Consider the following 23,444-nt stretch of genomic DNA (forward strand, 5'->3'; position numbering starts at 1 on the left):
CTGGCCGCGCTGCCGGAAGTGTTGCGCCACGTGGTGGAGCCGCTGCAGATGGCCATCTTCGGCAAGGTGTGGATCGATGCGGAAGTGCTGCGCCAGCTGCTCTATGGCCTGGCCATGGTGATCATCATGCTGACCCGTCCGGCTGGCCTGTGGCCCTCGCCGCGCCATGAAGACCGTCCCGAAGTGGACCACACCAAAGTCGGTACCACCGGCGAAGTCAAAGCTTAATCTGGAGCACAGAACATGACACAAACACTGCTCAAGATCCGTGACGTCAGCAAGCGTTTCGGCGGCCTGCAAGCCTTGAATGGCGTGGGCATCACCATCGAGCGCGGCCAGATCTATGGCCTGATCGGCCCCAACGGTGCCGGCAAGACCACGTTCTTCAACGTCATCACGGGCCTGTACCAACCCGATACCGGCAGCTTCGAACTGGACGGCAAGCCCTATTCGCCGAGCGCCCCGCACGAGGTGGCCAAGGCCGGCATCGCCCGTACCTTCCAGAACATTCGTCTGTTCGGTGAAATGACCGTGCTGGAAAACGTGATGGTCGGTTGCCACGTGCGCACCAAGCAAAATGTTTTCGGTGCCGTGTTCCGCCACAAGGCAGCACGTGACGAAGAAGCGGCGATCCGCGCGAAATCGCAGCAGCTGCTGGACTTCGTGGGCATCGGCCAGTTCGCCAAGCGTACCGCGCGTCACCTGTCGTATGGCGACCAGCGCCGCCTGGAAATCGCCCGCGCCCTGGCGACCGATCCGCAACTGCTGGCGCTGGACGAACCGGCGGCCGGCATGAACGCCACCGAGAAACTGGCCTTGCGCGAGCTGCTGGTGAAGATCCAGGCCGAAGGCAAGACCATCCTGCTGATCGAACACGACGTGAAGCTGATGATGGGCCTGTGCAACCGCATCACGGTGCTGGACTACGGCAAGCCGATTGCCGAAGGCGTGCCGGCTGACGTGCAGAAGAACCCGGCGGTGATCGAGGCCTACCTCGGTGCAGGACATTAAGCGAGACCACAGAACATGACAACGAACATTCTCAAAGTCGACCAACTGAGCGTGGCCTATGGCGGCATCAAGGCCGTCAAGGGCATCAGCCTGGAAGTCAACGACGGTGAACTGGTTACCCTGATTGGTGCCAATGGCGCCGGCAAGACCACCACCCTCAAAGCCATCACCGGCACGCTGCCCAGCAGCAAGGTCGACGGCCACGTGTATTACATGGGCAATCCGTTGAAGGGCAAGAAGTCCTTCGAGCTGGTCAAGGACAAGCTGGCGATGGTGCCGGAAGGCCGTGGCGTCTTCACGCGCATGAGCATCCAGGAAAACCTGTTGATGGGCGCCTACACCAGCAATGACAAGGGCCAGATCCAGGCCGACGTTGACCGCTGGTTCGAGGTCTTCCCGCGCCTGAAGGAACGTGCGGCGCAGATGGCGGGCACTTTGTCGGGTGGCGAGCAGCAGATGCTGGCCATGGCGCGCGCGCTGATGAGCCATCCCAAGCTGCTGCTGCTGGATGAACCGTCGATGGGCTTGTCGCCGATCATGGTGGAGAAGATTTTTGAAGTGATCCGCAATGTGTCGGCGCAGGGCATCACCATCCTGCTGGTGGAACAGAACGCCAAGCTGGCGCTGCAGGCGGCGCATCGCGGGTACGTGATGGAGTCGGGCCTGATCACCATGGAGGGGCAGGCGCAGCAGATGCTGGATGATCCGCGGGTGAAGGCGGCTTATCTGGGTGAGGGTTGAGTCGATCGTTTAATTCGTAAATGATATAAATCATTTGTGATGTATCGACGAAAAAAGCGCAGCCGAGGCTGCGCTTTTTTTGCGTCATCCAACCACGATGACGCAGGGATGAACAATCGCTGCCATCAGGCCGCCTTGCGTGCCCGCACCTCATTGCGCAGGCTGCGCACCTTGTCATGGTTGGCCAGCACGCCCTGATACTGGCGCTCGATGACCAGGCGAATATCGGTCGGCAGCTCTTCACTCAAGGCCTTGCGATAGGCATTGACGGCGGCATCCTCGCCGCGTTCGCATTCGTCCAGAATGCTTTCGTCATCACGTCCGGTGATGGCGCTTTTCAGGTTCACCCATTGGCGATGCAGCGTGCCACCCAGCGTACTGTGGCTGGCCGGTTCGCCGCCCAGGCGCTGCACCAGGTCCTGCAGGTCCAGCGCGGCCTGGGCGCAGGCCGTCGCGCGTTCCCTGAAGGTTTCCTTGTAGGGGATATAGCGTTCCTGTGCATCATCGGCGCAGGCACGGAAGCCTTTTTCGCCATCGATGGAAATCTGGATCAGGTCGTTCAGGGTGGAAATCAGGTGGTCGTTGGTCATGTTGTCTTCCTTTCTTTTGGCTCGCCTTCTTCACGCACCGCTGCAGCGCGGATGCAAATGGAAGCGGCAGTGAGTCGGTCAGTGGACGAAGAAATAGATCAGCACCAGCAGAAATGCCGGGACGCCACACAGCCATGCGAGGAAATACTTGCCCATGATGTTCTCCTTGTCGGGTTCAGGTAAATGGTCAACGATCCGGTTTTCCCCTTGCTCACCTGCCGGACGAAACGGGACCGTCATTGCACGCTTCCATCCTAGGATCCGGGCGTATCGATTTCCATCGGACGGGACCGCAAGCCGATGTAGGAAACGGCCCAGCTTTTTGCTGCCTGAAACGCTACGGTGAGCAACACCCGACCCGGAGAAACGCCAATGCTGACAAGGCTTTCCGCTTTGTCCTACAAAACAATCGGCCGCCGTCCTATAGAGCAGAACAGTAGGCGCTCGCTATCATTTTTCCCATGATGTTCACGGTGACTCAGGCAGAAAAAAAGCTGCTGCGAATCGCGAACATGTCTACGCAAGACCTGCACCGCTCCTTTCAATCCATGTTGAACCCTTGACCACGAGGAACCACATCATGAACAAGAAGACGATCACCGGCCAGTTCAATTTTGCCCTCGGCAAGTTCCAGGAAAGCGTGGGATCGGTGCTGGGCAACGTGCAACTGCAGCGTGCGGCACAGCGCCGCCAGATGGACGGTCGCATCATGCACGCCGTCGGCGAAGCGCAGGATCTGATCAAGCGCTCCCTGCGCCAGCGTGCGGGTTCGCTGTAAGGCGACGCCGCTGCGACGCAAACCGAAGGAGAGCATTGATGAGTTTCGGAAAGACATTGTTGTGGGCCGCCGGCATCGCCGGTGTGGCCGTCGGTGCCAGCCTGCGCATGCTGGCTCGCCAGGCGCAGCGCCGCGACCAGCGCCAGCACGACATCGCCCTGCAGCGTTGGGAAGACGAGGGCGGCAGCCCGCCGCCGACGGCCCGCCGTCGCGTGCGGTGACAGGCGGCAAGGCAGGTTGATGGGCCTTTGTCCTACACGCCAATCGGGCTGACTCCGATACAAAGCGCAACAAGGCATCGGTATCGTGCACCTGACTCGCTGAGACAAGCGGCAACCCGCATCAGACATCGAGCGGATAGCGCGAAAGCAGCACCGTGCAATACAGGTAACAGACCAGGTAATACAAGGCAACACAGCAGCAGGACAGCATCAACGAAGGCGCCGGAAATTGCGTCGAGTCAGTCCGCAACCGCCCGGCATGACCAAGAACAAGGGAGGAGATCATGGACAAGCTCGTGCTCGGATGGCTTCTGGGTGTGCCGGTGCTGATGCTGATCGTGCTGCAGTACCTGATGTGAGCAACACCGTGAGAACGCCTCACCCCGGGTGGCCGGATCATCCCCGTCGCCCCGATCAAACCGTAACGCATACAAGGAGGCCAAGCATGCAAGCCAACAAGTTCAAGACCGCCCGTACCGACGTGCAATCCCTGCTGCAACAGGCGCAGGACCTGTTCGCCGAGGCAGCCAACGCCACCGGCAAGAAGGCCGACGATCTGCGCGCCAGCGCCCAGGATCTGCTGGAGCAGGCCCTCAACACCGCGCAGGATGCGCAGGCCGCAGTAGTTGAAACCGGTCGCCAGATCGTCACCAGCACCGACGATTACGTGCAGTCCAACCCGTGGCGTGCCATCGCCATCGGCACCGGCATCGGCCTGTTGGTCGGTCTGGCCGTGGGCCGCAGCGCGGACCGCTACTGAGCACTGCGCAGAGGATTTTCCCGGAACCCGGTGTGGCCCTCGCGGCCAGTCCGGATCCAGCCAGGCGCGCTGCCGGCGATGAAAGCTGAAGCGCGCATTAGTCAAGAAACCGGAGAGAAGGAATGACCATGACCAAGAATCCACCGAAAACCGACGTCAAGAGCAAGCAAAGCTTCCACCTCGACAAGGACGCCATCCGTGCCGCCGCCAAGAAGATCGATGACGGTGCCGTCACCGAAGGCTATCGCGGCAACCGCGAAGAAGTCGTGGCGATGTTGAACGATGCCCTGGCGACCGAGCTGCTGTGCGTGATGCGCTACAAGCGCCACTACTACACCGCCAAGGGCCTGAACGTGGAAGCGATCAAGGGCGAGTTCCTGGCGCACGCACAGGAAGAGCAAAGTCACGCCGACCAGATTGCCGAGCGCATCGTGCAACTCAATGGCGAGCCCGATTTCAATCCCAAGACCATTGCCGAGCGCAGCCATGCGCAATACGACGAGTCCGAGGACATCAAGGACATGATTCGCGCCAACCTGGTGGAAGAGCGTGTGGCCATCGAAGCCTATCGCCAGATGATCGAACGCATCGGCGACGACGATCCGACCACCAAGCACCTGCTGATCCAGATCATGGCGCAGGAAGAAGAGCACGCCGACGACATGAGCGATCTGCTGGGCCTGTAAGCCCGCTCAGAACGCACTGGAACAGCCGACCATTCCGGGAATTCGTTCCCGCAACTTTGCAAGGAGACTGACATGAACTGGGACATCGTTGAAGGCAACTGGAAGCAATTCAAGGGCAAGGCCAAGGAACAGTGGGGCAAGCTGACCGATGACGACCTCGACGTCATCGCCGGCAAGCGCGACCAGCTGGCCGGCCGCGTGCAGGAAGCCTACGGCGTGAGCAAGGACGAAGCCGAAAAGCAGATTCGCGACTGGGAAGATCGCAACAAGGATCTGCGCCAGTAAGCGCCCCTGCTTTTCGACGTACCGCCGCCGGGCGCGCAGTCCCGGCGTGGGTACGGCAAGGAGTTGGAGTGTGTGAGTGTGAGTGAGTGAGTGAGTGCAAGTGCAGGACGCAGGCCGGTCACCATGCCGGCCTGCATAAGAATACGGCCCCAGGCCGCAACCCAAGCAAACCATGAGGAAGGACACAATGAAAAAAATCATCGCAACCATGATCTTCGGCGCAGCCGCTATCGGCATGCATGGCGCAGTCTTCGCAGCCGATCCGGCAGCGGCCCAGTACAAGGCAGACAAGGCCAAGGCCGATGCCGACTACAAGGCGGCCAAGAAGAAGTGCGGTCCTTTGAAGGGCAACGACAAGGATGTCTGCGAGAAGGAAGCCAAGGCAGCTCACGAATCCACCATCGCTGACGCCAAGGCCAAGCGCAAGGGCGTGGAAGCCGACAAGGACGCCATGAAGGACAAGAACGACGCCAACTATGACGTCGCCAAGGAAAAGTGCGATGCCATGAGCGGCGACGCCAAGGACAAGTGCGTGGCCAATGCCAAGGCCAAGTTCGGCAAGTAATCCTGTCCCGCGCGATTGAGCGCAATGGCAGTGGATTTGCACCGGGCCAGGGGCCCGGGCGGATCCAAGGCAAATTCTTTATTTCGTTCCTGTCGCAGTCACCTGATTGCGCAAACCAACTCAAAGGAGTTTCATCATGTCGCTGACCAAAATGTCCCTGACCAAGCGTTTCCTCGGTTTCTTCCTGGCCTTGTTCATGGTTTCCCTGGTGGGCTGCGCATCCAGCCCGGGCAAGGAAGGCACCGGCGAGTACGTCGATGATGCCGTCATCACCACCAAGGTGAAGGCTGCCATCTTCAACGAGCCGGACCTGAAGTCCGCTGAAATCAACGTCGAAACCTACAAGGGCGTGGTCCAGCTGTCCGGTTTCGTCTCCAGCTCCACCTCCGCTGCCCGCGCTACCGAACTGGCCCGTGGCGTCAAGGGTGTGGTCTCGGTGCGTAATGACCTGCGCCTGAAGCAATAACGCGGGGAACTTGCAAGCGCGTGGCCGGTCTGTTGACCGGTCCGCGCTTTGTCAGCTTGTGGACGTGCCACTTGCAAAGCGCATCGGGCGATCCGGTGCGTTTCGCAAGAAGACAGGTCAGGGCCTGTCAGGTATAGTTGGAACCCGTTGCTGCCAGGCAGGGGCAGGCCAGCCGGCTTGTCAGGACAGGGAGGCAGCGATGCCGGCCGCAGGACGCGCGTGAATCGTGTACAGATTGCTGTACGGAATCGTGTGCAGGGTCCTCGCCGGAATCGAGTACAAACATAAAACAGGTCCAAGCAGCGCCAACGGCGCTGAAGTATCAATTCACCGCTCAAAAATGCCATGACAAAAATACTTGTAGTCGATGACCACGCGGTCGTACGGGCAGGTGTGCACCACTTCATTTCGGAAATTCCGTCGATGGAAATCGGCGGGGAGGCCAGCACGGCGGAAGAAGCCATTCGCCTGGTGCGAACCCAGGACTGGGATATCGTGTTGCTCGATATCGCCATGCCCGACAAGAGTGGCGTGGAAGTGCTGAAGCAGATCAAGCGAGAAAAGCCGGAATTGCCGGTACTGATGCTGTCGATGCACCCCGAGAGCCGCTATGCGGTGCAGGTGCTGCGCAGCGGTGCCTCCGGCTATGTGCAGAAGGAAGCGCTGGCGACCGAACTGGTCAACGCCATCAACACCATCCTGCGCGGGCACAAGTACATCAGCTATGGCGTGGCCGAGCTGCTCACCAGCGAACCGGTGGATTCGGAAAAGCCGTTGCATGAAACCTTGTCGCAGCGTGAGTACGAGATCTTCTACAAGCTCGGTCAAGGCCAGGGTGTGACGCAGATCGCCGACGAGCTGTGCCTGTCGGTCAAGACCGTGAGTACCTATCGTTCGCGCGTGCTGCAGAAGATGAGCATGACCAACAACGCGGACATCATTTATTACGCGATCAAGAACAATCTGATCGACTGAGCCGGGTTTCCCCCGGCGGATATGTCGCCGTCTCTGGCCATTCTGGCCAGGCGGCAGGCAAGGAAGAGTGGTACGGCGCATCATGGATGACAATCTCAACAGCAGGGCCCAGCGCGACAGCGACGGGACGCCCTTGCGGATCTTCCTGGTGGAGGATTCGGAGGACGTGCGGGACCTGATCGTGGAGAGCCTGTCGGAAATCGCCGGTGTGCGCCTGGTGGGCTACGCCGAAACCGAACTGGAGGCCTTGCGCCATCTGCAGCAGAACAGCTATGACGTACTGATCCTGGACATCCAGTTGAAGCAGGGCAATGGCATGAGCCTGCTGCAGTCCCTGGCGCGCTCCAATACGCGTCGCCAGAGCGAAGTGAAGGTAGTGTTCAGCAATCATGTGAGCCCGACTTATCGGCGCGTGGGAGTGCAATGCGGGGTGCAGCACTTCTTTGACAAGTCGTCAGAATTGCCGCTGCTGTGTGACCTGCTGGAAGAACTGGCACAGAAGAGAGCGGGCAAGTCCGGGCGCACCTCATCGAGCAGCAATACGCCGCCGCAGGGGCGGGCCCAGACGGGCGGAATGTAAGTTTATTTTTTGCTGCATCATGTGGTGCAGCTACCCAGCATGTCGCCAGGGCAGTTCGGCGCGACCTTGATGGATCAGACAATCAGAACCGATCATGGCAAGCAGGCCGCCACAGAAGGCGCGCAGGCGGCACGGGTCGCACCAAAGCAAGGGATTTTCGACGATGCAGAAGAACAATGACGGCCTTCGTCCGTCCTCCGCCGATCTCCAGAACAGCGCATCGGTGGAGTATTTTGCCGCGTCACACGCGCATTACAGCAGCATGGTGACGCTGGCCATGGGCCTGTCCATGGCGGTGATCCTGCTGGGCGTGGTGGTGCTGGTGACCGGCCTGCTGGGCGAAGAATATCGTCGCCTGCTCTCGGGCCTGCTGGCCGTGCGGGAGGTGACGGCGGGCGGGTTCATCCTGGGCGCTTCGGCGCTCTATTTCCGCTGCATGCATTCCGGCGCGCGCCGTCCTTCGGTGCGCAAGCTGGCCGTCGGCCTGGCGGTAGTGCTATTGGTGCTGGGCGTGGCCTCGCTGGTGCAGGGGATCATGTACTCGCCGGGCTGGTTGCCGCTGGATGGTGCGCATCCGATTTCGCCACTGGCCATTCCGCCCTTGCTGTCGGTGGGCTTCGTGCTGATGGCGCTGGCCTTGCTGCTGCACGACTGGCGTCTGCTGGGCGGGTACTACCCGGCGGAATACCTGGCTTTCACGCTCATGGCGCTGTCGGCCATTCCGCTGGTGGGCTACCTGTATGACGTGAGCCAGTTCATCTATCTCGATTTCCCGCTGCCCATCTCTTTGCTGTCGTCGCTGGTGTTTGCGCTGCTGGGCGCGGCCTTGCTGATGGCGCGTCCCTCGCATCCGCTCATGGCGGTGATCCTGCGCATGGCGCCCGGTGGCCAGATGCTGCGCCATCTGCTGCCGCAGACCCTGTTCCTGCTGCTGGCCTTCAGCCTGCTGCTGAACTGGGGCATGACGCATGGCTGGATCCTGCCGGAGCTGGTGCTGCCGACCCTGACGCTGATCAACGGCGTGATCGTGCTCTTCATCTTCTGGGGCTCGGCCAGCCGGCTCGACAGCGAATACGGTGAACGCACGCGCAACGCCCAGAAGCTGGCCGAAACCAGTGCGTTGCTCAATGCCGTCAGTGAAAGTACCAGCGACCCGATCTTCGTCAAGAACCGCCAGGGCCTGATGATCTTCGCCAACCCGGCCACGCTGCACAAGCTGGGCAAGACTTGGGAAGAGACCATGTACCGCTCGAGCCGTGAACTGTTCCTGGTCGAGGAAGAGGCCGACACCGTCGACCGCGATGATCGCCGCGTCATGGCCTCAGGCAAGCCCGAGAAGCTGGAGCAGACGCTCCACCTGCCCGAAGGCGTGGTGACCTTCCAGACTGCCAAGGTGCCGTGGTTCGGCAAGGATGGCAGCGTGCAGGGTGTGATCGGCATCAGCACCGACATCACCGAACGCAAGCAGGCCGAGGATGAATTGCGCGAGCGCGAGAGCCGGCTGGAAAAGACCGTCATCGAGCGTACGGCGCTGCTGCGCGAACTGACCAACCACCTGGAAACGGTGCGCGAGGAAGAAAAGCGTGCCATCGCCCGCGAGTTGCATGACAACATGGGCGCGTCGCTGACGGCCCTGTCGATGCACCTGGAAGGGGTCTACCAGATCCTGCCGCCGGATGAAAAATGGGCCGATCGCAAGACCCGCATGCAAGGCCTGATGAAGTCGCTGGTGGCCACCACCCGGCGCATCCAGACCGAGCTGCGTCCCAATACCCTGGACCTGTTCGGACTGAAGGCCGCGATCTCGGAACAGCTCGATGAATTGCACGAGCGCACCGGCATCGCCTGCCACGCCAGCCTGCCCGATGAAGACGTCGATGTAGGCCACGAGATGGAAATCGCCATCTACCGCATGCTGCAGGAAATGCTCAACAACGTGACCAAGCACGCCAAGGCCAGCAAGGTCGACGTGATTCTCGATGTCGATGAGGATCATGTGGCGCTGACCGTGCGCGACGATGGCGTCGGCATTCCCGAAGAGCGTCGCGACAACCACAAGACCTACGGTCTGCGCGGCCTGCGTGAGCGTGCCACCTTCTTTGGTGGCGAGGTCGATATCCGCTCCACGCCGGGCAAAGGCGCGCTCATCAGCATCAGCCTGCCGATCCGTCCGGAACTTGCTGCCAGCGAGACTTGACGGGCCGGCGCCCGACGGTATTCAAGATTGCGTCACACCCTCTGAAAGCCGCCCCCAGGGCGGCTTTTTGCGTTTTGGTGAGGTTTGTTTGGGGAGCGTTTTTCCTGCACCGTTTTTCGTTTTTTCCTACGCGTGAAAGGACGACTCTCTTATGTTCGCCCGACAGGCTCATCGGTACCATGGATTCATCGTCACTCACCGCCCGTCGGGCCGGCAAGGGTGGCGGAGCCGGCAGCCAGCCCAGTGCGGCACCGGGTAACCATCAGGCAAACAACCCAAAGGAGCCATCATGAACAAGGACCAGATCAAAGGCAGCTTGAAGGAAGTGGCAGGCAAGGTGCAGGAGAAGACCGGTGAGCTGACCGGCAATACCAGCCAGCAGGTCAAGGGTGCTGCCAAGCAGGTCGAAGGCAACGTCCAGAAGACCTATGGCGATGCCAAGGAAGCCGCCAAGGACTAAGTCCTGAATGTCCGTGTTCCGGTGACCTGATCAGGCACCGGCGGCACGGGCCGGCAGGGTGTGAAGGACATCTGAAGCAGGCAGCACAGCGCGTGTAGGAAAACGCCTACACCAATATCGGAAACGGCTGATTTTGTGATGCAGCAATTTCCGCGACCATGTGGTCATGGTGCTGGTAGAGCCGGGAATTGCAAAAGAGTTCACGGTTTGCCGCATGAAATTTTGCTCACCGCCAGAAGGGACCCCTGAAAGGGACGACCATGAAAAAAACAGTCGGTATTTGCATGCTGGCAGCCGCTTCGGCTTTCGCCTCTCACGCTTTCGCAGAAACTCCGCAAGCCGTCGACAGCGCATCGCGCTGGTCGGCTTCCACGATGGACCGTCACATGCCGGTGGATGCAGCGCGTCTGCACAAGCTGGGGCAGAAGAAATTCCGCTACATGGACATGGCCGAGAGCAAGCGCTCCAAGTCCCTCCAGAACGCCGTGCTGCTGTTTGGCGCACGAGCCGATGGCAAGGATCCGGCAGCGCAACGCGAACCGGCCAAGGCTGCGCCCAGCGCACCGGTTTATCGTGATCACGCACAACAGCCCAAGGCACCGCGCGTGATCATGCGTCCGTCGACCTGATCGGCGGCCGTATTCCCCTATTCGACAAAGAGGAAGGAGTCATCATGAAGACCATGCAAAAACTGGCAGTGACCTCGGTAGCCATCTGTGCCTTTGCCGCCCTGACCGGCTGCAGCGGCATGACCCAGCAAGACAAGAACACCGCCATCGGCGCAGGTGCCGGTGCCGTCGGTGGTGCCGTCCTCACCGGTGGCAGCGCCATCGGGACCGTGGGTGGTGCCGCCGTCGGTGGCGTCATCGGCAATCAGGTCGGCAAGTAATTCGCTGGCCGGCTGATCCCGGCCGCCGCTCCTCGCGCTGAGGAGCGGCCCACTACAACGCCGCGACAGGGTGACCTGGCGCGGCGTTGTTGCATTCAGGAGGTGGATGGCGGCCGCTTATCTTGCCGCCGACTTGGCGCCGTGCTTGTGCATCGGCTTGCGCTCGCCCTTGATGGGTGTCGCAGCGGGTTCGCCGCCCTGGTAGTCCTTGAAGATGCGCTGTGCCCGCGCAGTATCCTGCGACCTGGCGTCGGCTGCCTGCTTCCGGCAGGCTGCAGCATCCTTCCCGCGCATGCTGCGGCAGCCCTGCAGCGCTTCGGCATAGGCGGCCGCCGTTTCCTTGTTCAGGTTTTGCAGCCGGCCTTTGGCGCTGTTGTCTTCCTGGCACCAGCGCTGGGGATCGGCCTTGCTGACATCTTCTTCAGCAGCGTGCGCGGCGGCCGCGCAAAGCAGGCTCAGGGTCGCCAGGAGAGCGGGCAGGGGAGAAGCGAGGAATTTATTGTTCATTTGATGTCAGCCTCATCACGGTACGGGAGCAGGGAAAGCCGTGCGTGTGAGCTTGCCCCGGCAGTGCGAGGCGGCGTCCACAAGCAAACGGCGCGGACGGTGACAGGCACCGACCGTGCCGTTTTCCCGTCCGCCACCGGATGGTATCAGGCTTGCGGGAGGGAAGGGAGCGTCTGAAGGCTGGGGCCAGGGCAGCCGGACCGCACAGGCCGGCTGCCGCCCCGCCTTATATCTTGCCGAGCAGCAGCAGGATCAGCAGGATGATGACGATGGTGCCAGCGATACCGCTGGGACCATAGCCCCAGCTGCGGCTGTGCGGCCAAGCGGGGATGACGCCGAGCAGGATCAGGATCAGGACGATGAGCAGGATGGTGCCGAGGGTCATGGATTTCTCCTTTGTTATTGAGTTCGTTCTTGCCCGCCAGGGTGCAAGCGCCGGGTGATTCGTAAAGCTGGGGTCATCTTAGGGTCAGCCCGTCCGCCGCACGATCAGCGCCCATCGCAATGTGCTGTAGGAAAATCCGGCAAGCGTGAGTAGGTGGCCGCGCCCCCGGCTTGGCCAGCGCAGGCCATCGTTGCGACCCTGACAAATCGCTGCCAACTTGGTGCAAGGCACAACCGAAGTGCGGATCCCGCCCGATTTGATCGCGCCGCGCGGTCCTCCTCCTGCCGCTGAGGATCTCATCGTGTTCCCTCGCAACGCAGTTCCCATGCGGCTTTCCGAGGTGCGTCGCAGTTCTGGCACGCTCTTTGCTGAAGCTGATGCACAAGCGCAGCAATGCGCAAGCAACGTGAAGGTGTGGCCAATGGCGGTCGCGCCGTCCAGGACAAAGGCGTCTTCCGGTATGGGTCATCCATGTCGGAACACGCCTTTTTTTGTTTGGGCTTTCTTCAAATCGCAACGCAAGGGGAATGGTGCTATGGAATCCAAAGGTCAGGCAGGCAAGACAGGCGCGCTCGGCAGCGGCATGCAGGATGCACAGGACAGCGCGCTCAAGGCAGCGGACAGGGTGGACGGCAAGCGCCGCTCCCTTCTGCAGGGCGGTGTACTGGCCGCCGGCAGCGGCATGCTGGGCATGCTCCCGGGCGGTGCGTGGGCGGCCGGCTCGGACAAGCCGGAAAAGGAAGAAGTCAAGATCGGCTTCATCCCCCTGACCGATTGCGCCTCGGTGGTGATGGCCTCGGTGCTGGGTTTCGACAAGAAGTACGGCATCAAGATCGTCCCCAGCAAGGAAGCCTCCTGGGCCGGCGTGCGCGACAAGCTCACCAACGGCGAACTGGATGCGGCCCACGTGCTGTATGGCCTGATCTATGGCGTGCAACTGGGCATCGGCGGCCAGAAGAAGGACATGGCGGTGCTGATGGGCCTGAACCATAACGGCCAGGCCATCACCTTGTCCAAAAAGCTGGCTGACAAGGGGGCAGTCGATGGCGCATCGCTCTACAAGCTGATGCAGACCGACAAGCGCGAATACACCTTCGCACAGACCTTTCCGACCGGCACCCACGCGATGTGGCTGTATTACTGGCTGGCCGCCAACGGCATCAATCCGATGAAGGATGCCAAGGTGATTACGGTCCCGCCGCCGCAGATGGTGGCCAACATGCGGGTGGGCAACATGGATGGCTTCTGCGTGGGCGAGCCCTGGGGCCATCGCGCCATCGTCGATGGCGTGGGCATCACCGCCATCACCACCCAGGACATCTGGAAGGATCATCCCGAGAAGGTGCTGGGCACTTCGCTGGAGTTCGTGCAGAAGTACCCCAACACCTGTCGCGCCATGATGGCCGCCATCCTGGAGGCCAGCAAGTGGATCGATGCCTCGCTGGCCAACAAGAACAAGATGGCCGAGGTGATCGCCGACAAATCCTATGTGAACACCAGCAAGGACGTGATCGACCAGCGCATCCTCGGGCGCTACCAGAACGGCCTGGGCAAGACCTGGGACGATCCCAACTACATGAAGTTTTACGACGAAGGCCAGGTCAACTTCCCCTTCCTCTCCGATGGCATGTGGTTCATGACCCAGCACCGCCGCTGGGGCCTGTTGAAGAGTGATCCGGATTACCTGGCCGTGGCCAAGTCGGTCAACCAGATCGATCTCTACAAGGACGCTGCCGCGATGACCAAGACACCGCTGCCCAAGGACGTCATGCGCAGTTCCAAACTGATGGACGGCACGGTGTGGGACGGCAAGAATCCGGCGGCCTACGCGCAGGCGTTCAAGATCAAGGTGTAAGCGGGTGCGGCCTGCGCCGTGTCCATCAAGGTGAAGTGCTTAGAGCAAGGGGAAGATGATGAGTGCAGTCGCAGAAAGCATCATGGGTGAGAACGCCAAGCCCGCCGGCAACGGCCACGCCGGCGTGTCTGCTGCCGGCGAGCCGGTGCGTGCAGCCGCCGCCAACGAAGCGCAGGTGGCACCCGCCGCCAGCGCTGCCGGCAGCGTGAAAGCGCGCAGCCTGCGCAAGAAGATCATCGCGGGCGGACTCTTCATGCGCGTGGTGCCGCCCCTGCTGGGGGTGGCGCTGCTGGTGCTGGTCTGGCAGATCATCGCCTTGAAGACCGCCAGCTTCCCCACGCCATGGGTGACCCTGAAGGAAGCGGGCGTGATGTTTTCCGATCCCTTCTACCGCAACAGTCCCAACGACCAGGGCATAGGCTGGAACGTGCTGGCTTCGCTGCAGCGGGTCGGCATGGGCTTCGGACTGGCGGCGCTGGTGGGCATTCCGCTGGGCTTTGCGATTGGCCGCGTGGAATTCCTCTCGCGCATGTTCGGCCCCATCATCAGCCTGCTGCGTCCGGTCTCGCCGCTGGCCTGGCTGCCCATTGGCCTGCTGGTGTTCAAGTCGGCCAATCCGGCGGCGATCTGGTCGATCTTCATCTGCTCGATCTGGCCGATGATCATCAACACGGCCGTCGGTGTGCAGCGCGTGCCGCAGGATTACATGAACGTGGCGCGCGTGCTCAATCTCTCCGAATGGAAGGTGCTGACCAAGATTCTGTTCCCTTCGGTGTTGCCCTACATGCTGACCGGCGTGCGCCTTTCCATCGGCACGGCCTGGCTGGTGATCGTGGCCGCCGAGATGCTGACCGGCGGCGTCGGCATCGGCTTCTGGGTCTGGGATGAATGGAACAACCTGAACGTGCCGCACATCATCATCGCCATCGTCGTCATCGGGGTGGTCGGGCTGGTGCTGGAACAATTGCTGGTGGCGCTGGCCAAGGCGTTCACCTACGAGCAGGTCAACAACTGAGGAGGGCAGGATCATGGACAACATCAATGGCAAGTTCATCGACATCCACGGTGTGGAGATGGTGTTCCACACCAGGAAGGGCGTCTTCCATGCACTGCGCGAGATCAACCTGACGGTGGCCAAGGGCGAGTTCGTCACCTTGATCGGCCACTCCGGCTGCGGCAAGTCGACCTTGCTGAACCTGATTGCGGGCCTGCTCAAGCCCAGTGATGGCGTACTGCTGTGTGCCAATCGCGAGATCGGTGGTCCGGCCCCGGAGCGTGCAGTGGTGTTCCAGAACCACTCGCTGCTGCCGTGGCTGACCTGCTATGAAAACATCTATCTCGGTGTGGAGCGGGTGTTCGGTGCCAGCGAAAATCGCACCCAGTTGCGTGACCGCACGCGCGCCGCGCTGGCCTTGGTCGGCCTGACGGCGGCCGAGAGCAAGCGGCCCAATGAGATCTCCGGCGGCATGAAGCAGCGTGTCGGCATTGCCCGCGCGCTGGCGATGGAGCCCAAGGTCCTGCTGATGGATGAACCCTTCGGCGCACTCGATGCACTGACCCGTGCGCACCTGCAGGATGAGTTGTTGAAGATCGTCGCCAAGACCGAATCGACGGTGGTGATGGTGACCCACGATGTGGATGAGGCGGTGCTGCTGTCGGACCGCATCGTGATGATGACCAATGGTCCCGCTGCCACCATTGGCGAGATCGTGGAAGTGAAGCTGCCGCGTCCGCGCGACCGTGTCTCGCTGGCGCAGGATGCGCAGTATGGTGCCTATCGCACGGCGGTGCTGGAGTTCCTGTATCGCAAGCAGGCGCATCCGGCGCGGGAAGCGGCGTAAGCCCGCGTCAGACCCTTCTGCCGGCCACCTGTCCAATGCAATTGAAGGAGATGTCCATGAGCAGCCTGGCTGTCATCGAGGAGGCCCCTGTTGAGGGCGCTGAGGAGTCCGCACTCGTTCCGCTCTCGGGCGAAGTGTTTGGTGCCCTGATCAATCTCTCTGGCCGCCGCCGCTTCACGTCGCAGCGCTTGGTGTTGTACGCGGTGCTCGCAGCACAGGGCCAGCAGGGGGCTTGTGCCACTGCGCGCGAGGCATTGGGACTGTTCCGCAGCGCCCATGCGGCCTTGCTCAAGCGCTCCGGGGACTTGCCCGGCGTATTCTGCCCGGAGCTGGAAGAGGTGTATTTCGGACGCAGCCGGGGCGATGCGCGCATCACCAGTTTTGCCGAACTGGCGCAACGTGCGCTCAATGCCATCGAGGACAAGCTCAAGACCGGTCCGGCCCTGCTGGAACAGCTGGTGCAGGAAACCACGCCGCTGCTGGCCGTGTTGAACGAGATCACGGCGGTCTACGAAGCGCAGTCGAAGAAGCATGCGCGCCTCATGCGCGAGCAGTTGCGCGGCATCATGACCGACATCGAAACCATTGCACGCGAAGCCAAGATGGTGGCCTTCAATGCCCGCATCGTGGCAGCGCGATCAGGACAGGCTGGCAGGGAATTCTCGGTGGTGGCTGGTGTGCTTTCCAACATCACCGGTGAAATCGATGAACTGGTCAAGGAAGCGCTGAGTGGCGCGGCGGCCTGAATGCGCCTTCCTGGTACCATTCATCTGCGTTTAATGCTCTTTTCCAGAGCATTGAATTTTGCTTAATGCTGCTTATCGGCTCTTCAGCGCCGCCCACGCCACCAGCAGCCACGCTGCGAGAAAGGCCACACCGCCAAACGGCGTGATGGCACCGAGGATGCGGGTGCCGGTCAGGGCCAGCAGGTAGAGGCTGCCGCTGAAGATGACGATGCCCGCCAGCATCAGCCGGCCGGCCCAGTGCAGCGCGGCACCGGCCATGCGCGGCATCAGCAGCGCCACGGCGATCATGCCCAGCGCGTGCATGACCTGGTAGGTCACGGCGGTATGCCAGATCGCCAGCATCTCTTCGGAAATCATTTTCTTCAAACCGTGCGCGCCGAAGGCGCCACAGCCCACGGCCACGAACATGTTCAGCGCGCCAGCGGCGATCAGGGTGCGTTCTTTCATCGGTCTTGCTTTCAGTCGGGAAGATTCAGGGTTTCCAGTTCCGTCTCCGGCAGGCCATCTTTGCCCGCCGTCTCGACGGCATCCGGATAACAAGCGCGATGCTGTTCCTTGCCGCTGCTGCGTTCACGCACCACCAGTCCGGAGGAATCCTTGGGGAGGTTCTGCCCCTTGAAACCGGTGCGAATCATCCGGTCGTAGTAAAAATAATCGTAGCTGTCGGTACTGAAACGGACATGCGATTCGTAACCACCCGAATACATGGTGTAGCTGCGAAAGAATCGTCCTTCCGCAGGCTGGGGCGTATCGGGAAATTGCATTTCGATCTTGCTTGCAGTCCCGAAGCGGTATTGCAAGCGACTGCGCTTGTCGGGATAGTCCGCCGAGGCGCATAGTGACGCCGTTTTCTTGCGCGCGGTCTGGCAGCTGTAAATGATTTTCTCTCCCGGTTTGCAGAGGCTCTGGGGCAGGGGCGCTGCCAGCGCAGGAAACGACGGCAATCCAAGTAACAGGACGAGTATGCGTATTTTCATTTTGATTCAATAAGTCGGACGTACGCCTTTGCCCAGCCGATATTCATGCCGCAACACGAACTGCGATGTGGCGATCAGCCCCGACAATCCCAGTATCAGTTGCGTCAGCGTATCCGGCGGCAGCACCCAGACGCTGCCTGCGGGGGCCGGCACGTTGGCGGCAGCGCTGATGACCGGGGCCGCCCATGAGGCTTCCTCGCTCACGTCCAGCAGGATCTGGCCTTCGGGCGTGGTGTGCAGATGGATCTCGCCGCCCAGCTCCAGCGTGAAGCAGATGCCCTGGCCGGCGTTGACGGTGTTCATCTTGTGACGGAATACCACGGCCTGCAGCTCGCGGTTGTAGGTGTCGATCCAGGTCTCCACCTCCTGCACGTTCTGCAGCACGATCCATGCGCGCGGTGCGGGGATGGTGTCGGCACCGGCAACGGCGTCATCGGGGAAGATCGGTTCGGGGGCTTGCTCGGACATGGTCAATGCAGGACCGCGCCACGCGCGGCCCGTGGTGGCTACGGGGAAGGCAGCAGTATATAGGATCGCCGTGACTGGAGGCGCCAGCCGTCGACTTGCAAAAGTGCTTGCCTGGCGCTCGGCACTGGCGGTAGCTTATGCGCTCCGGCCTGCTCGGCCCTCATCATAAAAATTCCATGCGCCAATTCTCTTTCTTCGCCTTCGGCAGGCTGCTGTCGACACTGGGCCTGTGCGGCCTGCTCCTGGTTCCCTTCTCTGGACGCGCCCAGCAGCTGGCACTGGACATCAACGAATCGGTCACCAGCATCGATGTCAGCGTCAAGGACCTGTATGGCCGGCAAGAGAGCGGCAAGGTCGTCATCACCCAGTTCAAGCCGGCCGGACCGGGGCCTTTTCCGGTGGTCATCCTCAGTCACGGACGCAGTCCCACCAATCGTCAGGATCCGCCGCGATTTCGCTTCACCAGGCAGGTGCGCTACTTCGTCTCGCGCGGCTTTGCCGTCTTCGAGCCGACCCGCATCGGCTACGGCGCCTACATGACGCAGTTCGATCCCGAGGACAGCGGCAGTTGCTCCAGCAAGGATTACGCGCCCATGGCCGAGGCCGGCAGCACCGAAATCCTGGCCGTGCTGGATTACGCCAGGCAGCAGCCGTATGTTGATGCCAAGCGTGTGCTGTTGGTGGGACAGTCGGTGGGGGGCTACCTCACGGTGGCTGCTTCCGCGCGCAATCCCGAGGGGGTAGTGGGCGCGATCAATTTTGCCGGCGGCTCCGGCGGCGATCCGGAAAAACGTCCCGGCAATCCCTGCGCCCCCCAGCTGCTGGAAGAGATGTATGCCCGCTTTGGCCATGCCGCGAAGATGCCCATGTTGTGGATCTATACCGAGAACGACCTCTACTTCGCCCCGGTCCACAGCAAGGCGTGGCACGAGGCCTTCGTCAAGGCCGGTGGCAATGCAGACTATCGGCTCCTGCCGCCCTTCGCCCAGAACGGGCATACGCTCTTTGCCCGTGGCCCCGAGATCTGGGAGCCCATTGTCGGCGAGTTTCTCGACAAGCTCGGCCTGCCGGCACTGCGTGCGGCTCAATAAGCCAGCCGATACGCCTCATTGGTCGATTCCAGCCGGCTGGCAATGACCTTGACCACATACGCATGCAGGCGCAAGGCCGTGGCCGGGTCCTCTTGCTCCAGCTGGCGCAGGCTGGCCAGCGTCAGTTGCCAGGCCAGTGTGGGGCGGTCGGTGACGACGTCGGCGGTGCGCCGCTGGCCGCGATAGAGCGCCATCTCGCCGACGATGGTGGCACTGCCGAAGGAACGCAGTCGCATGCGGCCGCCGCCCTCCAGCGGCAGCGAGATGCTGACCATTCCCTCGTCAATGAAATACATCGAATCACCCGCATCGCCTTTGCGGAACAGCAGCGTGCCAGCGGCCAGTTCCACCTTCTCCAAGCGCGCCATGAGCGACGCCATTTCGCGCGCATCAAAATGCTCGGCCAGGCTGCTGTGCAGGGCATCGCGCGATTCATTGCGCATGGCCTGTTCCAGCAGGCGGTCTTCCACCCATTCGAGGGCCAGGTCGAGATCGGCAAACTCGCGCGGTGCCGTGCCGCTGAAAGCGGCACGCGCAATCGGACGGCGGATGGGATCGGCAATGCCGGTCAGGATCAGGGTCACCTTGTATTGCTCGCACACCTGCGCCAGCTTGACGAAGCTTTGCGAGGTGGAAGCATCCAGTCCCTGCACGTGGCGGAAGTCGATGATGATGAACTGGCGCGGCGACTGCAATTGCTCGCGCACCCGATGCACGATCTGGTTGGCGCTGCCAAAGAACAGGAAACCCTGGAGGCGCATGCCGAACACGCGCTGGCCCAGCTGCTTGAGTTCCGCATGGGCGGCGGCACCGCGCTCCAGCTTGGAGTGCAGGGTGGCGCCGGTGAATTCCATCTTCACGCAGGACACCCGGCCATAGTCCAGCACGAACAGCACGCAGGCCACCACCACGCCCAGCGCCACGCCGGTGACGAAGCCATAGCAGGCCACCACCGCCACGATCAGCACGATCAGGAAATAATCCCCGCGCGCCAGACGGCGGCTGCGGACCAGCCATTCATTGAGCAGTCCGCCACCCAGGCCGATCAACAGCCCGGCCAGCACCGGCTTGGGGAAATAGCCCAGCAGCGGAATGAAGAACAGCGCGCACACCAGACACAGCACCGCCGCCAGCAGGGTGGCGACGCGATCGCGCGAGCCGAAGCGGTAATTGAGCAAGGTGCGCGAGAGCGAATGGCAGCCGACCACGCCCCCGAAGCATCCGCTGAGCATGTTGGCCAGGCCGGCACTGCGCAGTTCGCGGTTGAAATCCACTTCGCGCCGCGTGGCCAGACTCACACCGGTGGCATTGAGCAGGATCGCGAGCGTGGTCACGGCGATCAGGGCCAGCAATTCTCCATAGTGGCGCCACAGGATGTCCCAGTGCACCAGCGACCAGGAGACCTGCACCGGCAGCTGCACATGGCCCAGGCTCAGCGGCGCGAACATCCAGCCCAGCGCACGGGCCTGCGCCAGCGACAGTCCGCTGGCCGCCAGCGCGCCATAGAAGGCCGCACTGGCCAGTGCCAGCGAGACCGGCAGCGCCAGCGGATGATCGAACTTGCGTCCCGGCAGGCCCAGCATGCCGATCACCACGATGGCCACCGGCAGCAGTTCCTGCCAGTGCAGGTCGATGCCGGTGCGCAGGACATCCAGTCCCAGGGGATGTCCGGTCAGCACCGTGAAGGCACCGCTCCAGAGCAGATAGCCGGTCCCGGCGAGGAAGCCGCCGACCACCGGGAACGGCACGAACAGCACCAGGTTGCCGCGCCGCAGCGCGCCCAGCGCCATGAGCGCCAATCCGACCAGGAGGCTGCTGAGGGTGATGGCGATGGTGACCGTGGCCAGGATCTCGGCCGCAGAGAGCTGGGCGCGCTGCATGGTGGCGCTGATGCCGCCGACCATCAGCGAGAGCAGGCCGACCGAATTGGAGTCCGCCCCGCCCAGCATGAAGGGCAGCGAACTGGTGAAGCAGATCACCAGCAGGCACAGCACGCTGGTGACGAACATCAGCGGCAGCCCGGCCTGCAGCAGGGCATCGCCGCTGCCGCCAAAGATCATGACGGCATAGCTGACCGCATAGCTCACCGACACCAGCGCCACCACGCAAGCCGCCGGCAGGCTGCCCAGCCAGTGGCGTGCGCGCGCCAGCAGTGTGGATTGCGGCATCAGATGACTTTCCCCGAAGGCTGCGCGTTTGTGCGGCATGCCTGTACCCCCATCGATAAGGACCGGTCGTTGCTGCCGGTCGTTGTTGTTGTCTGGCGTGTGCCTGCGCGCCCCCGCGCGCGTTACCGGCCCGGCGCTTCGCGCTGCATGCCGCAGTCGTCGCCGTTGTTCCGGTAGTGCCAATCATGAAGCGCAATCTATCACACGAAAATGACAGGATGACAACATTGCCCCGGTTTGATGAGGGAAGTGAAGGTTTGGGCAGATATCCGCGCCGGTATTGCTGTTGCGCTCTTTCCCTCCGGAAAAAGATGAAGGGAAGCGCCGTTTTTCAGGGAGCGTCGGCGCGGCCGTTTTGCCGGTGCCACTGAACCGAGGCTTGCCCGGCCAGTTCACGCAGGCTGCGCAGGGAAGCGACTTCATCGGCGCTCAGGGCGTCGCGCTGGCGGCGCAGACCGCCGAGCTCGTGCAGCGCGGTTTCGGCCTCGATGCTGGCCAGTCCGGCCTGGCGTTGCAGCTGTCGCAGCACAGGAGCTGGCTGCTGCGACTGGACGGCGTTCAGATAGGCGCGATTGGCTTCCAGTCCGGCCGCGATGCGCTGGCGCGGCGTAGCGCCGAGATCGGGCCACAGCGCCAGCGCGGCCAGCAGGGCGGCAGCGCTGCCGATCAGGTTGTCCAGTGCGCGGGCCGAGGCGATCCCGGTGCCGGGCTGCAGCATGTCGGTCACGCAGATGAAGAGCATGGTCAGAAACACCACGAACACCGTGTAGTTCACCAGCCGCAGGGCAATTGCCAGCCCTGCCAGCAGGACCGCCACCAGCGGCAGCAGCAGCCCGTGGGCCGGGACCAGCTGCAGCAGCGTCAAGGCCAGCAGGCCGCCCAGCAGGCTGCCCAGGATGCGTTCCAGGCAGCGTGTCCAGGTCTGGCGCGCCGCGCCCTGCAACACCACGACCACCGCCATCGTCGCCCAATACGGATAGCCCAGATGAAAGGCCTCGGCCGCATAGAACACGGCGGCCACGCCGGCAGCCTGGCGTCCCCCCTGTTGCAAGCCCCGCAGCAGGCCGGCGCGCAGGCGCTTGCGGGGCGGGACCGCCGGGGCAGGCGAGGACGTCGACGAGCACGGGCCGGCGTGCGTGGCTTGCCGTGCCTGCAGCAGGCGGTCGGCTTGCGCCAGGGCGCGCAGGCAGCCGGCGATCAGGGGATCGGCTGCTGCAGCGTGCGGTCGGGCGCTGCGCGGCCGGTTGGCCTTCGCGGGGGATGTCTCCAGAACGGCGAGGGCGTGCAGCAGCACGGCGATGGCCACACGCGCAGCCCGGCGGCGCTCGCCCGGACTGGCCAATTGCTGGATGGCTGCATGCTCCAGTGCGATCAGGGTGTGGAAGAGCATTTCGCAGGCTTCCAGCCGGCGTTCCCATGCATCCGCCTCGGCCATGGGGGTGCCCGCATGCCGCTGCAGCATGGTCCGCAGGCGTTCCAGCGCCAGCCGTGTGGCGCGGCGGTGTTCGCCGTGCTCACGGTGCCAGTGCTGGTCACGGTGCTGTCCGGGCGGCGCGGCCAGCAGGGCCAGGCTCATGTCCATCATGCGCAGCAGCGCTGCGCGGGCCGCCTGGCGCAGGGCAGCCTGGTCGTCGAGACGCCAGGCCAGATTGATCAGCAGCCAGGCCCAAGCGGCACCGGCGCAGAAGGAGGCGGCCTGCAGCGCGGCCATCGCCGCCCCGTGCGGAAAACCAGCCGCCACCACGGCGACTACCGCCAGCAGCGTCCCCAGCAGGGTGCCGGACTCGATGGCAGCGGTCAGCGTCACCACGCCCAGCACCATCAACGGCGCGCTCAGGAGGGCCGCGTGCGGGCCCCAGGAGGCGCTCCAGGCACCGAAGAAGGCCACCGCCGTGCCTGCCACGGCAAAGCCGCCCAGCAGCCTGCGGCGTTGTGCGTGCGGCCCCGGCGCGTCGCACAGGCAGGTCCAGAAGGCCGCGAACACGGCCCATGCCAGCCAGCGCTGGCCGCTCAGCATCGCGGCTGCCAGCGGCAAGGCAATGGCCACGCCGGCGCGCGCGCCTTCCCCGGCATTGAACTGCTCCTGCAACAGCGGGAAGGAACGCAGTTCCAGCCGCCGGGCAATGCGGCGGGCATGGGCAGCGAGTGGACGGGCAGATGAACGGAGCAGGAGTCGCATGGTGAATACGGAAGTGGTCGGAC

Annotated in this window: 30 protein-coding genes and 1 pseudogene; 22 read left to right on the forward strand and 9 right to left on the reverse strand. The window is 62.7% G+C overall.

Features of this window, described 5'->3' with window-relative positions:
* The 3 genes and pseudogenes from JOD78_RS13645 to JOD78_RS13655 form a co-directional block, all read left to right on the forward strand.
* A pseudogene (locus JOD78_RS13645) lies at nucleotides 1-228 on the forward strand (ABC transporter ATP-binding protein); the annotation flags it as partial.
* Nucleotides 229-243: 15 nt separating this feature from the next.
* Nucleotides 244-1,011, forward strand: a complete 768-nt coding sequence (locus JOD78_RS13650) for an ABC transporter ATP-binding protein (protein ID WP_034338203.1) — start codon at nucleotides 244-246, stop codon at nucleotides 1,009-1,011.
* A gap of 15 nt (nucleotides 1,012-1,026) precedes the next feature.
* Entirely contained in the window at nucleotides 1,027-1,752 is a 726-nt protein-coding gene (locus JOD78_RS13655) for an ABC transporter ATP-binding protein (RefSeq protein ID WP_034331852.1), read from the forward strand.
* A gap of 125 nt (nucleotides 1,753-1,877) precedes the next feature.
* Here the strand turns inward: JOD78_RS13655 and JOD78_RS13660 are convergent, their stop codons facing one another.
* Together JOD78_RS13660 and JOD78_RS13665 are read right to left on the reverse strand one after the other, a co-directional pair.
* On the reverse strand, nucleotides 1,878-2,342 hold the full coding sequence (locus JOD78_RS13660; protein WP_034338206.1) for a PA2169 family four-helix-bundle protein: 465 nt from the start codon (nucleotides 2,340-2,342) through the stop codon (nucleotides 1,878-1,880).
* 78 nt (nucleotides 2,343-2,420) lie between these two features.
* Complete coding sequence (locus JOD78_RS13665) at nucleotides 2,421-2,582, reverse strand: hypothetical protein (protein WP_158601235.1); 162 nt, start codon at nucleotides 2,580-2,582, stop codon at nucleotides 2,421-2,423.
* A gap of 340 nt (nucleotides 2,583-2,922) precedes the next feature.
* Between JOD78_RS13665 and JOD78_RS13670 the strand changes: the two genes are divergently transcribed.
* The 14 genes from JOD78_RS13670 (at nucleotide 2,923) to JOD78_RS13735 (ending at nucleotide 11,204) form a co-directional block, all read left to right on the forward strand.
* Complete coding sequence (locus JOD78_RS13670; RefSeq protein ID WP_034338209.1) at nucleotides 2,923-3,120, forward strand: CsbD family protein; 198 nt, start codon at nucleotides 2,923-2,925, stop codon at nucleotides 3,118-3,120.
* 38 nt (nucleotides 3,121-3,158) lie between these two features.
* The gene (locus tag JOD78_RS13675; RefSeq protein WP_209568722.1) at nucleotides 3,159-3,341 is read left to right on the forward strand and encodes a hypothetical protein; all 183 of its coding nucleotides are present in this window, start codon (nucleotides 3,159-3,161) and stop codon (nucleotides 3,339-3,341) included.
* Nucleotides 3,342-3,786: 445 nt separating this feature from the next.
* Nucleotides 3,787-4,101, forward strand: coding sequence for a DUF883 family protein (locus JOD78_RS13680; protein ID WP_034338215.1), 315 nt, complete (start codon nucleotides 3,787-3,789; stop codon nucleotides 4,099-4,101).
* A gap of 122 nt (nucleotides 4,102-4,223) precedes the next feature.
* The gene (locus JOD78_RS13685) at nucleotides 4,224-4,787 is read left to right on the forward strand and encodes a ferritin-like domain-containing protein (protein WP_034338218.1); all 564 of its coding nucleotides are present in this window, start codon (nucleotides 4,224-4,226) and stop codon (nucleotides 4,785-4,787) included.
* Nucleotides 4,788-4,859: 72 nt separating this feature from the next.
* The gene (locus JOD78_RS13690; protein WP_034338221.1) at nucleotides 4,860-5,072 is read left to right on the forward strand and encodes a CsbD family protein; all 213 of its coding nucleotides are present in this window, start codon (nucleotides 4,860-4,862) and stop codon (nucleotides 5,070-5,072) included.
* A 187-nt stretch (nucleotides 5,073-5,259) separates the two neighbouring features.
* Nucleotides 5,260-5,637 (forward strand): hypothetical protein, encoded by a 378-nt coding sequence (locus JOD78_RS13695; RefSeq protein ID WP_034338224.1) that lies wholly within the window; start codon nucleotides 5,260-5,262, stop codon nucleotides 5,635-5,637.
* Between the two features lie 136 nt (nucleotides 5,638-5,773).
* Complete coding sequence (locus JOD78_RS13700; protein WP_209568721.1) at nucleotides 5,774-6,103, forward strand: BON domain-containing protein; 330 nt, start codon at nucleotides 5,774-5,776, stop codon at nucleotides 6,101-6,103.
* Between the two features lie 345 nt (nucleotides 6,104-6,448).
* Complete coding sequence (locus tag JOD78_RS13705; protein ID WP_006464715.1) at nucleotides 6,449-7,078, forward strand: response regulator transcription factor; 630 nt, start codon at nucleotides 6,449-6,451, stop codon at nucleotides 7,076-7,078.
* Nucleotides 7,079-7,160: 82 nt separating this feature from the next.
* Nucleotides 7,161-7,658: a response regulator gene (locus JOD78_RS13710; protein ID WP_227022578.1), complete on the forward strand. Its 498-nt coding sequence runs from the start codon at nucleotides 7,161-7,163 to the stop codon at nucleotides 7,656-7,658.
* Nucleotides 7,659-7,697: 39 nt separating this feature from the next.
* Nucleotides 7,698-7,838 carry a hypothetical protein gene (locus tag JOD78_RS13715; RefSeq protein WP_166675041.1) on the forward strand — a complete coding sequence of 47 codons (141 nt, stop codon included), beginning with the start codon at nucleotides 7,698-7,700 and terminating at the stop codon, nucleotides 7,836-7,838.
* Nucleotides 7,822-9,855 carry a PAS domain-containing protein gene (locus JOD78_RS13720; protein WP_209568719.1) on the forward strand — a complete coding sequence of 678 codons (2,034 nt, stop codon included), beginning with the start codon at nucleotides 7,822-7,824 and terminating at the stop codon, nucleotides 9,853-9,855. The genes JOD78_RS13715 and JOD78_RS13720 overlap by 17 nt, the downstream gene beginning before the upstream one ends.
* Before the next feature lie 289 nt (nucleotides 9,856-10,144).
* Nucleotides 10,145-10,315, forward strand: coding sequence for a CsbD family protein (locus JOD78_RS13725; protein WP_034338233.1), 171 nt, complete (start codon nucleotides 10,145-10,147; stop codon nucleotides 10,313-10,315).
* Nucleotides 10,316-10,575: 260 nt separating this feature from the next.
* Nucleotides 10,576-10,944 carry a hypothetical protein gene (locus JOD78_RS13730; protein WP_134134591.1) on the forward strand — a complete coding sequence of 123 codons (369 nt, stop codon included), beginning with the start codon at nucleotides 10,576-10,578 and terminating at the stop codon, nucleotides 10,942-10,944.
* A gap of 44 nt (nucleotides 10,945-10,988) precedes the next feature.
* The gene (locus JOD78_RS13735) at nucleotides 10,989-11,204 is read left to right on the forward strand and encodes a glycine zipper 2TM domain-containing protein (RefSeq protein ID WP_008326509.1); all 216 of its coding nucleotides are present in this window, start codon (nucleotides 10,989-10,991) and stop codon (nucleotides 11,202-11,204) included.
* 117 nt (nucleotides 11,205-11,321) lie between these two features.
* Here JOD78_RS13735 and JOD78_RS13740 read toward each other — a convergent pair whose 3' ends face one another.
* On the reverse strand, nucleotides 11,322-11,711 hold the full coding sequence (locus tag JOD78_RS13740) for a hypothetical protein (protein WP_209568717.1): 390 nt from the start codon (nucleotides 11,709-11,711) through the stop codon (nucleotides 11,322-11,324).
* Between the two features lie 226 nt (nucleotides 11,712-11,937).
* The gene (locus tag JOD78_RS13745) at nucleotides 11,938-12,096 is read right to left on the reverse strand and encodes a DUF3309 family protein (RefSeq protein ID WP_039788823.1); all 159 of its coding nucleotides are present in this window, start codon (nucleotides 12,094-12,096) and stop codon (nucleotides 11,938-11,940) included.
* A gap of 682 nt (nucleotides 12,097-12,778) precedes the next feature.
* On the opposite strand from JOD78_RS13745, the gene JOD78_RS13750 reads away from it, so the two are divergent.
* Genes JOD78_RS13750 through JOD78_RS13765 form a run of 4 tightly spaced genes read left to right on the forward strand, consistent with a single transcriptional unit; the run spans nucleotide 12,779 to nucleotide 16,538 of the window.
* Nucleotides 12,779-13,951: a CmpA/NrtA family ABC transporter substrate-binding protein gene (locus JOD78_RS13750; RefSeq protein ID WP_121040277.1), complete on the forward strand. Its 1,173-nt coding sequence runs from the start codon at nucleotides 12,779-12,781 to the stop codon at nucleotides 13,949-13,951.
* 58 nt (nucleotides 13,952-14,009) lie between these two features.
* A complete protein-coding gene (gene ntrB, locus JOD78_RS13755; protein WP_121040279.1) occupies nucleotides 14,010-14,966 on the forward strand; it encodes a nitrate ABC transporter permease in 957 nt (318 codons plus the stop codon).
* A 13-nt stretch (nucleotides 14,967-14,979) separates the two neighbouring features.
* Nucleotides 14,980-15,792, forward strand: coding sequence for an ABC transporter ATP-binding protein (locus tag JOD78_RS13760; RefSeq protein ID WP_121037827.1), 813 nt, complete (start codon nucleotides 14,980-14,982; stop codon nucleotides 15,790-15,792).
* 56 nt (nucleotides 15,793-15,848) lie between these two features.
* On the forward strand, nucleotides 15,849-16,538 hold the full coding sequence (locus JOD78_RS13765) for a methyl-accepting chemotaxis protein (RefSeq protein ID WP_121037830.1): 690 nt from the start codon (nucleotides 15,849-15,851) through the stop codon (nucleotides 16,536-16,538).
* Between the two features lie 72 nt (nucleotides 16,539-16,610).
* On the opposite strand, the gene JOD78_RS13770 is transcribed toward JOD78_RS13765, so the two are convergent.
* From JOD78_RS13770 to JOD78_RS13780, 3 genes are read right to left on the reverse strand one after another with little or no spacing between them, the layout of a single operon-like run.
* Entirely contained in the window at nucleotides 16,611-16,985 is a 375-nt protein-coding gene (locus JOD78_RS13770; RefSeq protein WP_121037833.1) for a DUF423 domain-containing protein, read from the reverse strand.
* Between the two features lie 11 nt (nucleotides 16,986-16,996).
* Nucleotides 16,997-17,515, reverse strand: a complete 519-nt coding sequence (locus tag JOD78_RS13775) for a hypothetical protein (protein WP_134040124.1) — start codon at nucleotides 17,513-17,515, stop codon at nucleotides 16,997-16,999.
* Between the two features lie 6 nt (nucleotides 17,516-17,521).
* The gene (locus tag JOD78_RS13780; RefSeq protein WP_039788816.1) at nucleotides 17,522-17,983 is read right to left on the reverse strand and encodes a hypothetical protein; all 462 of its coding nucleotides are present in this window, start codon (nucleotides 17,981-17,983) and stop codon (nucleotides 17,522-17,524) included.
* Between the two features lie 176 nt (nucleotides 17,984-18,159).
* Between JOD78_RS13780 and JOD78_RS13785 the strand changes: the two genes are divergently transcribed.
* Nucleotides 18,160-19,074, forward strand: coding sequence for an alpha/beta fold hydrolase (locus JOD78_RS13785; RefSeq protein ID WP_121037839.1), 915 nt, complete (start codon nucleotides 18,160-18,162; stop codon nucleotides 19,072-19,074).
* Here JOD78_RS13785 and JOD78_RS13790 read toward each other — a convergent pair.
* Nucleotides 19,068-21,242 carry a SulP family inorganic anion transporter gene (locus JOD78_RS13790; protein ID WP_166675531.1) on the reverse strand — a complete coding sequence of 725 codons (2,175 nt, stop codon included), beginning with the start codon at nucleotides 21,240-21,242 and terminating at the stop codon, nucleotides 19,068-19,070. The genes JOD78_RS13785 and JOD78_RS13790 overlap by 7 nt on opposite strands.
* Nucleotides 21,243-21,573: 331 nt before the next feature.
* Nucleotides 21,574-23,421 carry an FUSC family protein gene (locus tag JOD78_RS13795; protein ID WP_209568715.1) on the reverse strand — a complete coding sequence of 616 codons (1,848 nt, stop codon included), beginning with the start codon at nucleotides 23,419-23,421 and terminating at the stop codon, nucleotides 21,574-21,576.
* Nucleotides 23,422-23,444 lie beyond the last annotated feature (23 nt).

The organism is Herbaspirillum sp. 1130 (genome assembly GCF_017833835.1).
In the GTDB taxonomy this organism is placed as follows: Bacteria; Pseudomonadota; Gammaproteobacteria; order Burkholderiales; family Burkholderiaceae_D; genus Herbaspirillum; species Herbaspirillum huttiense.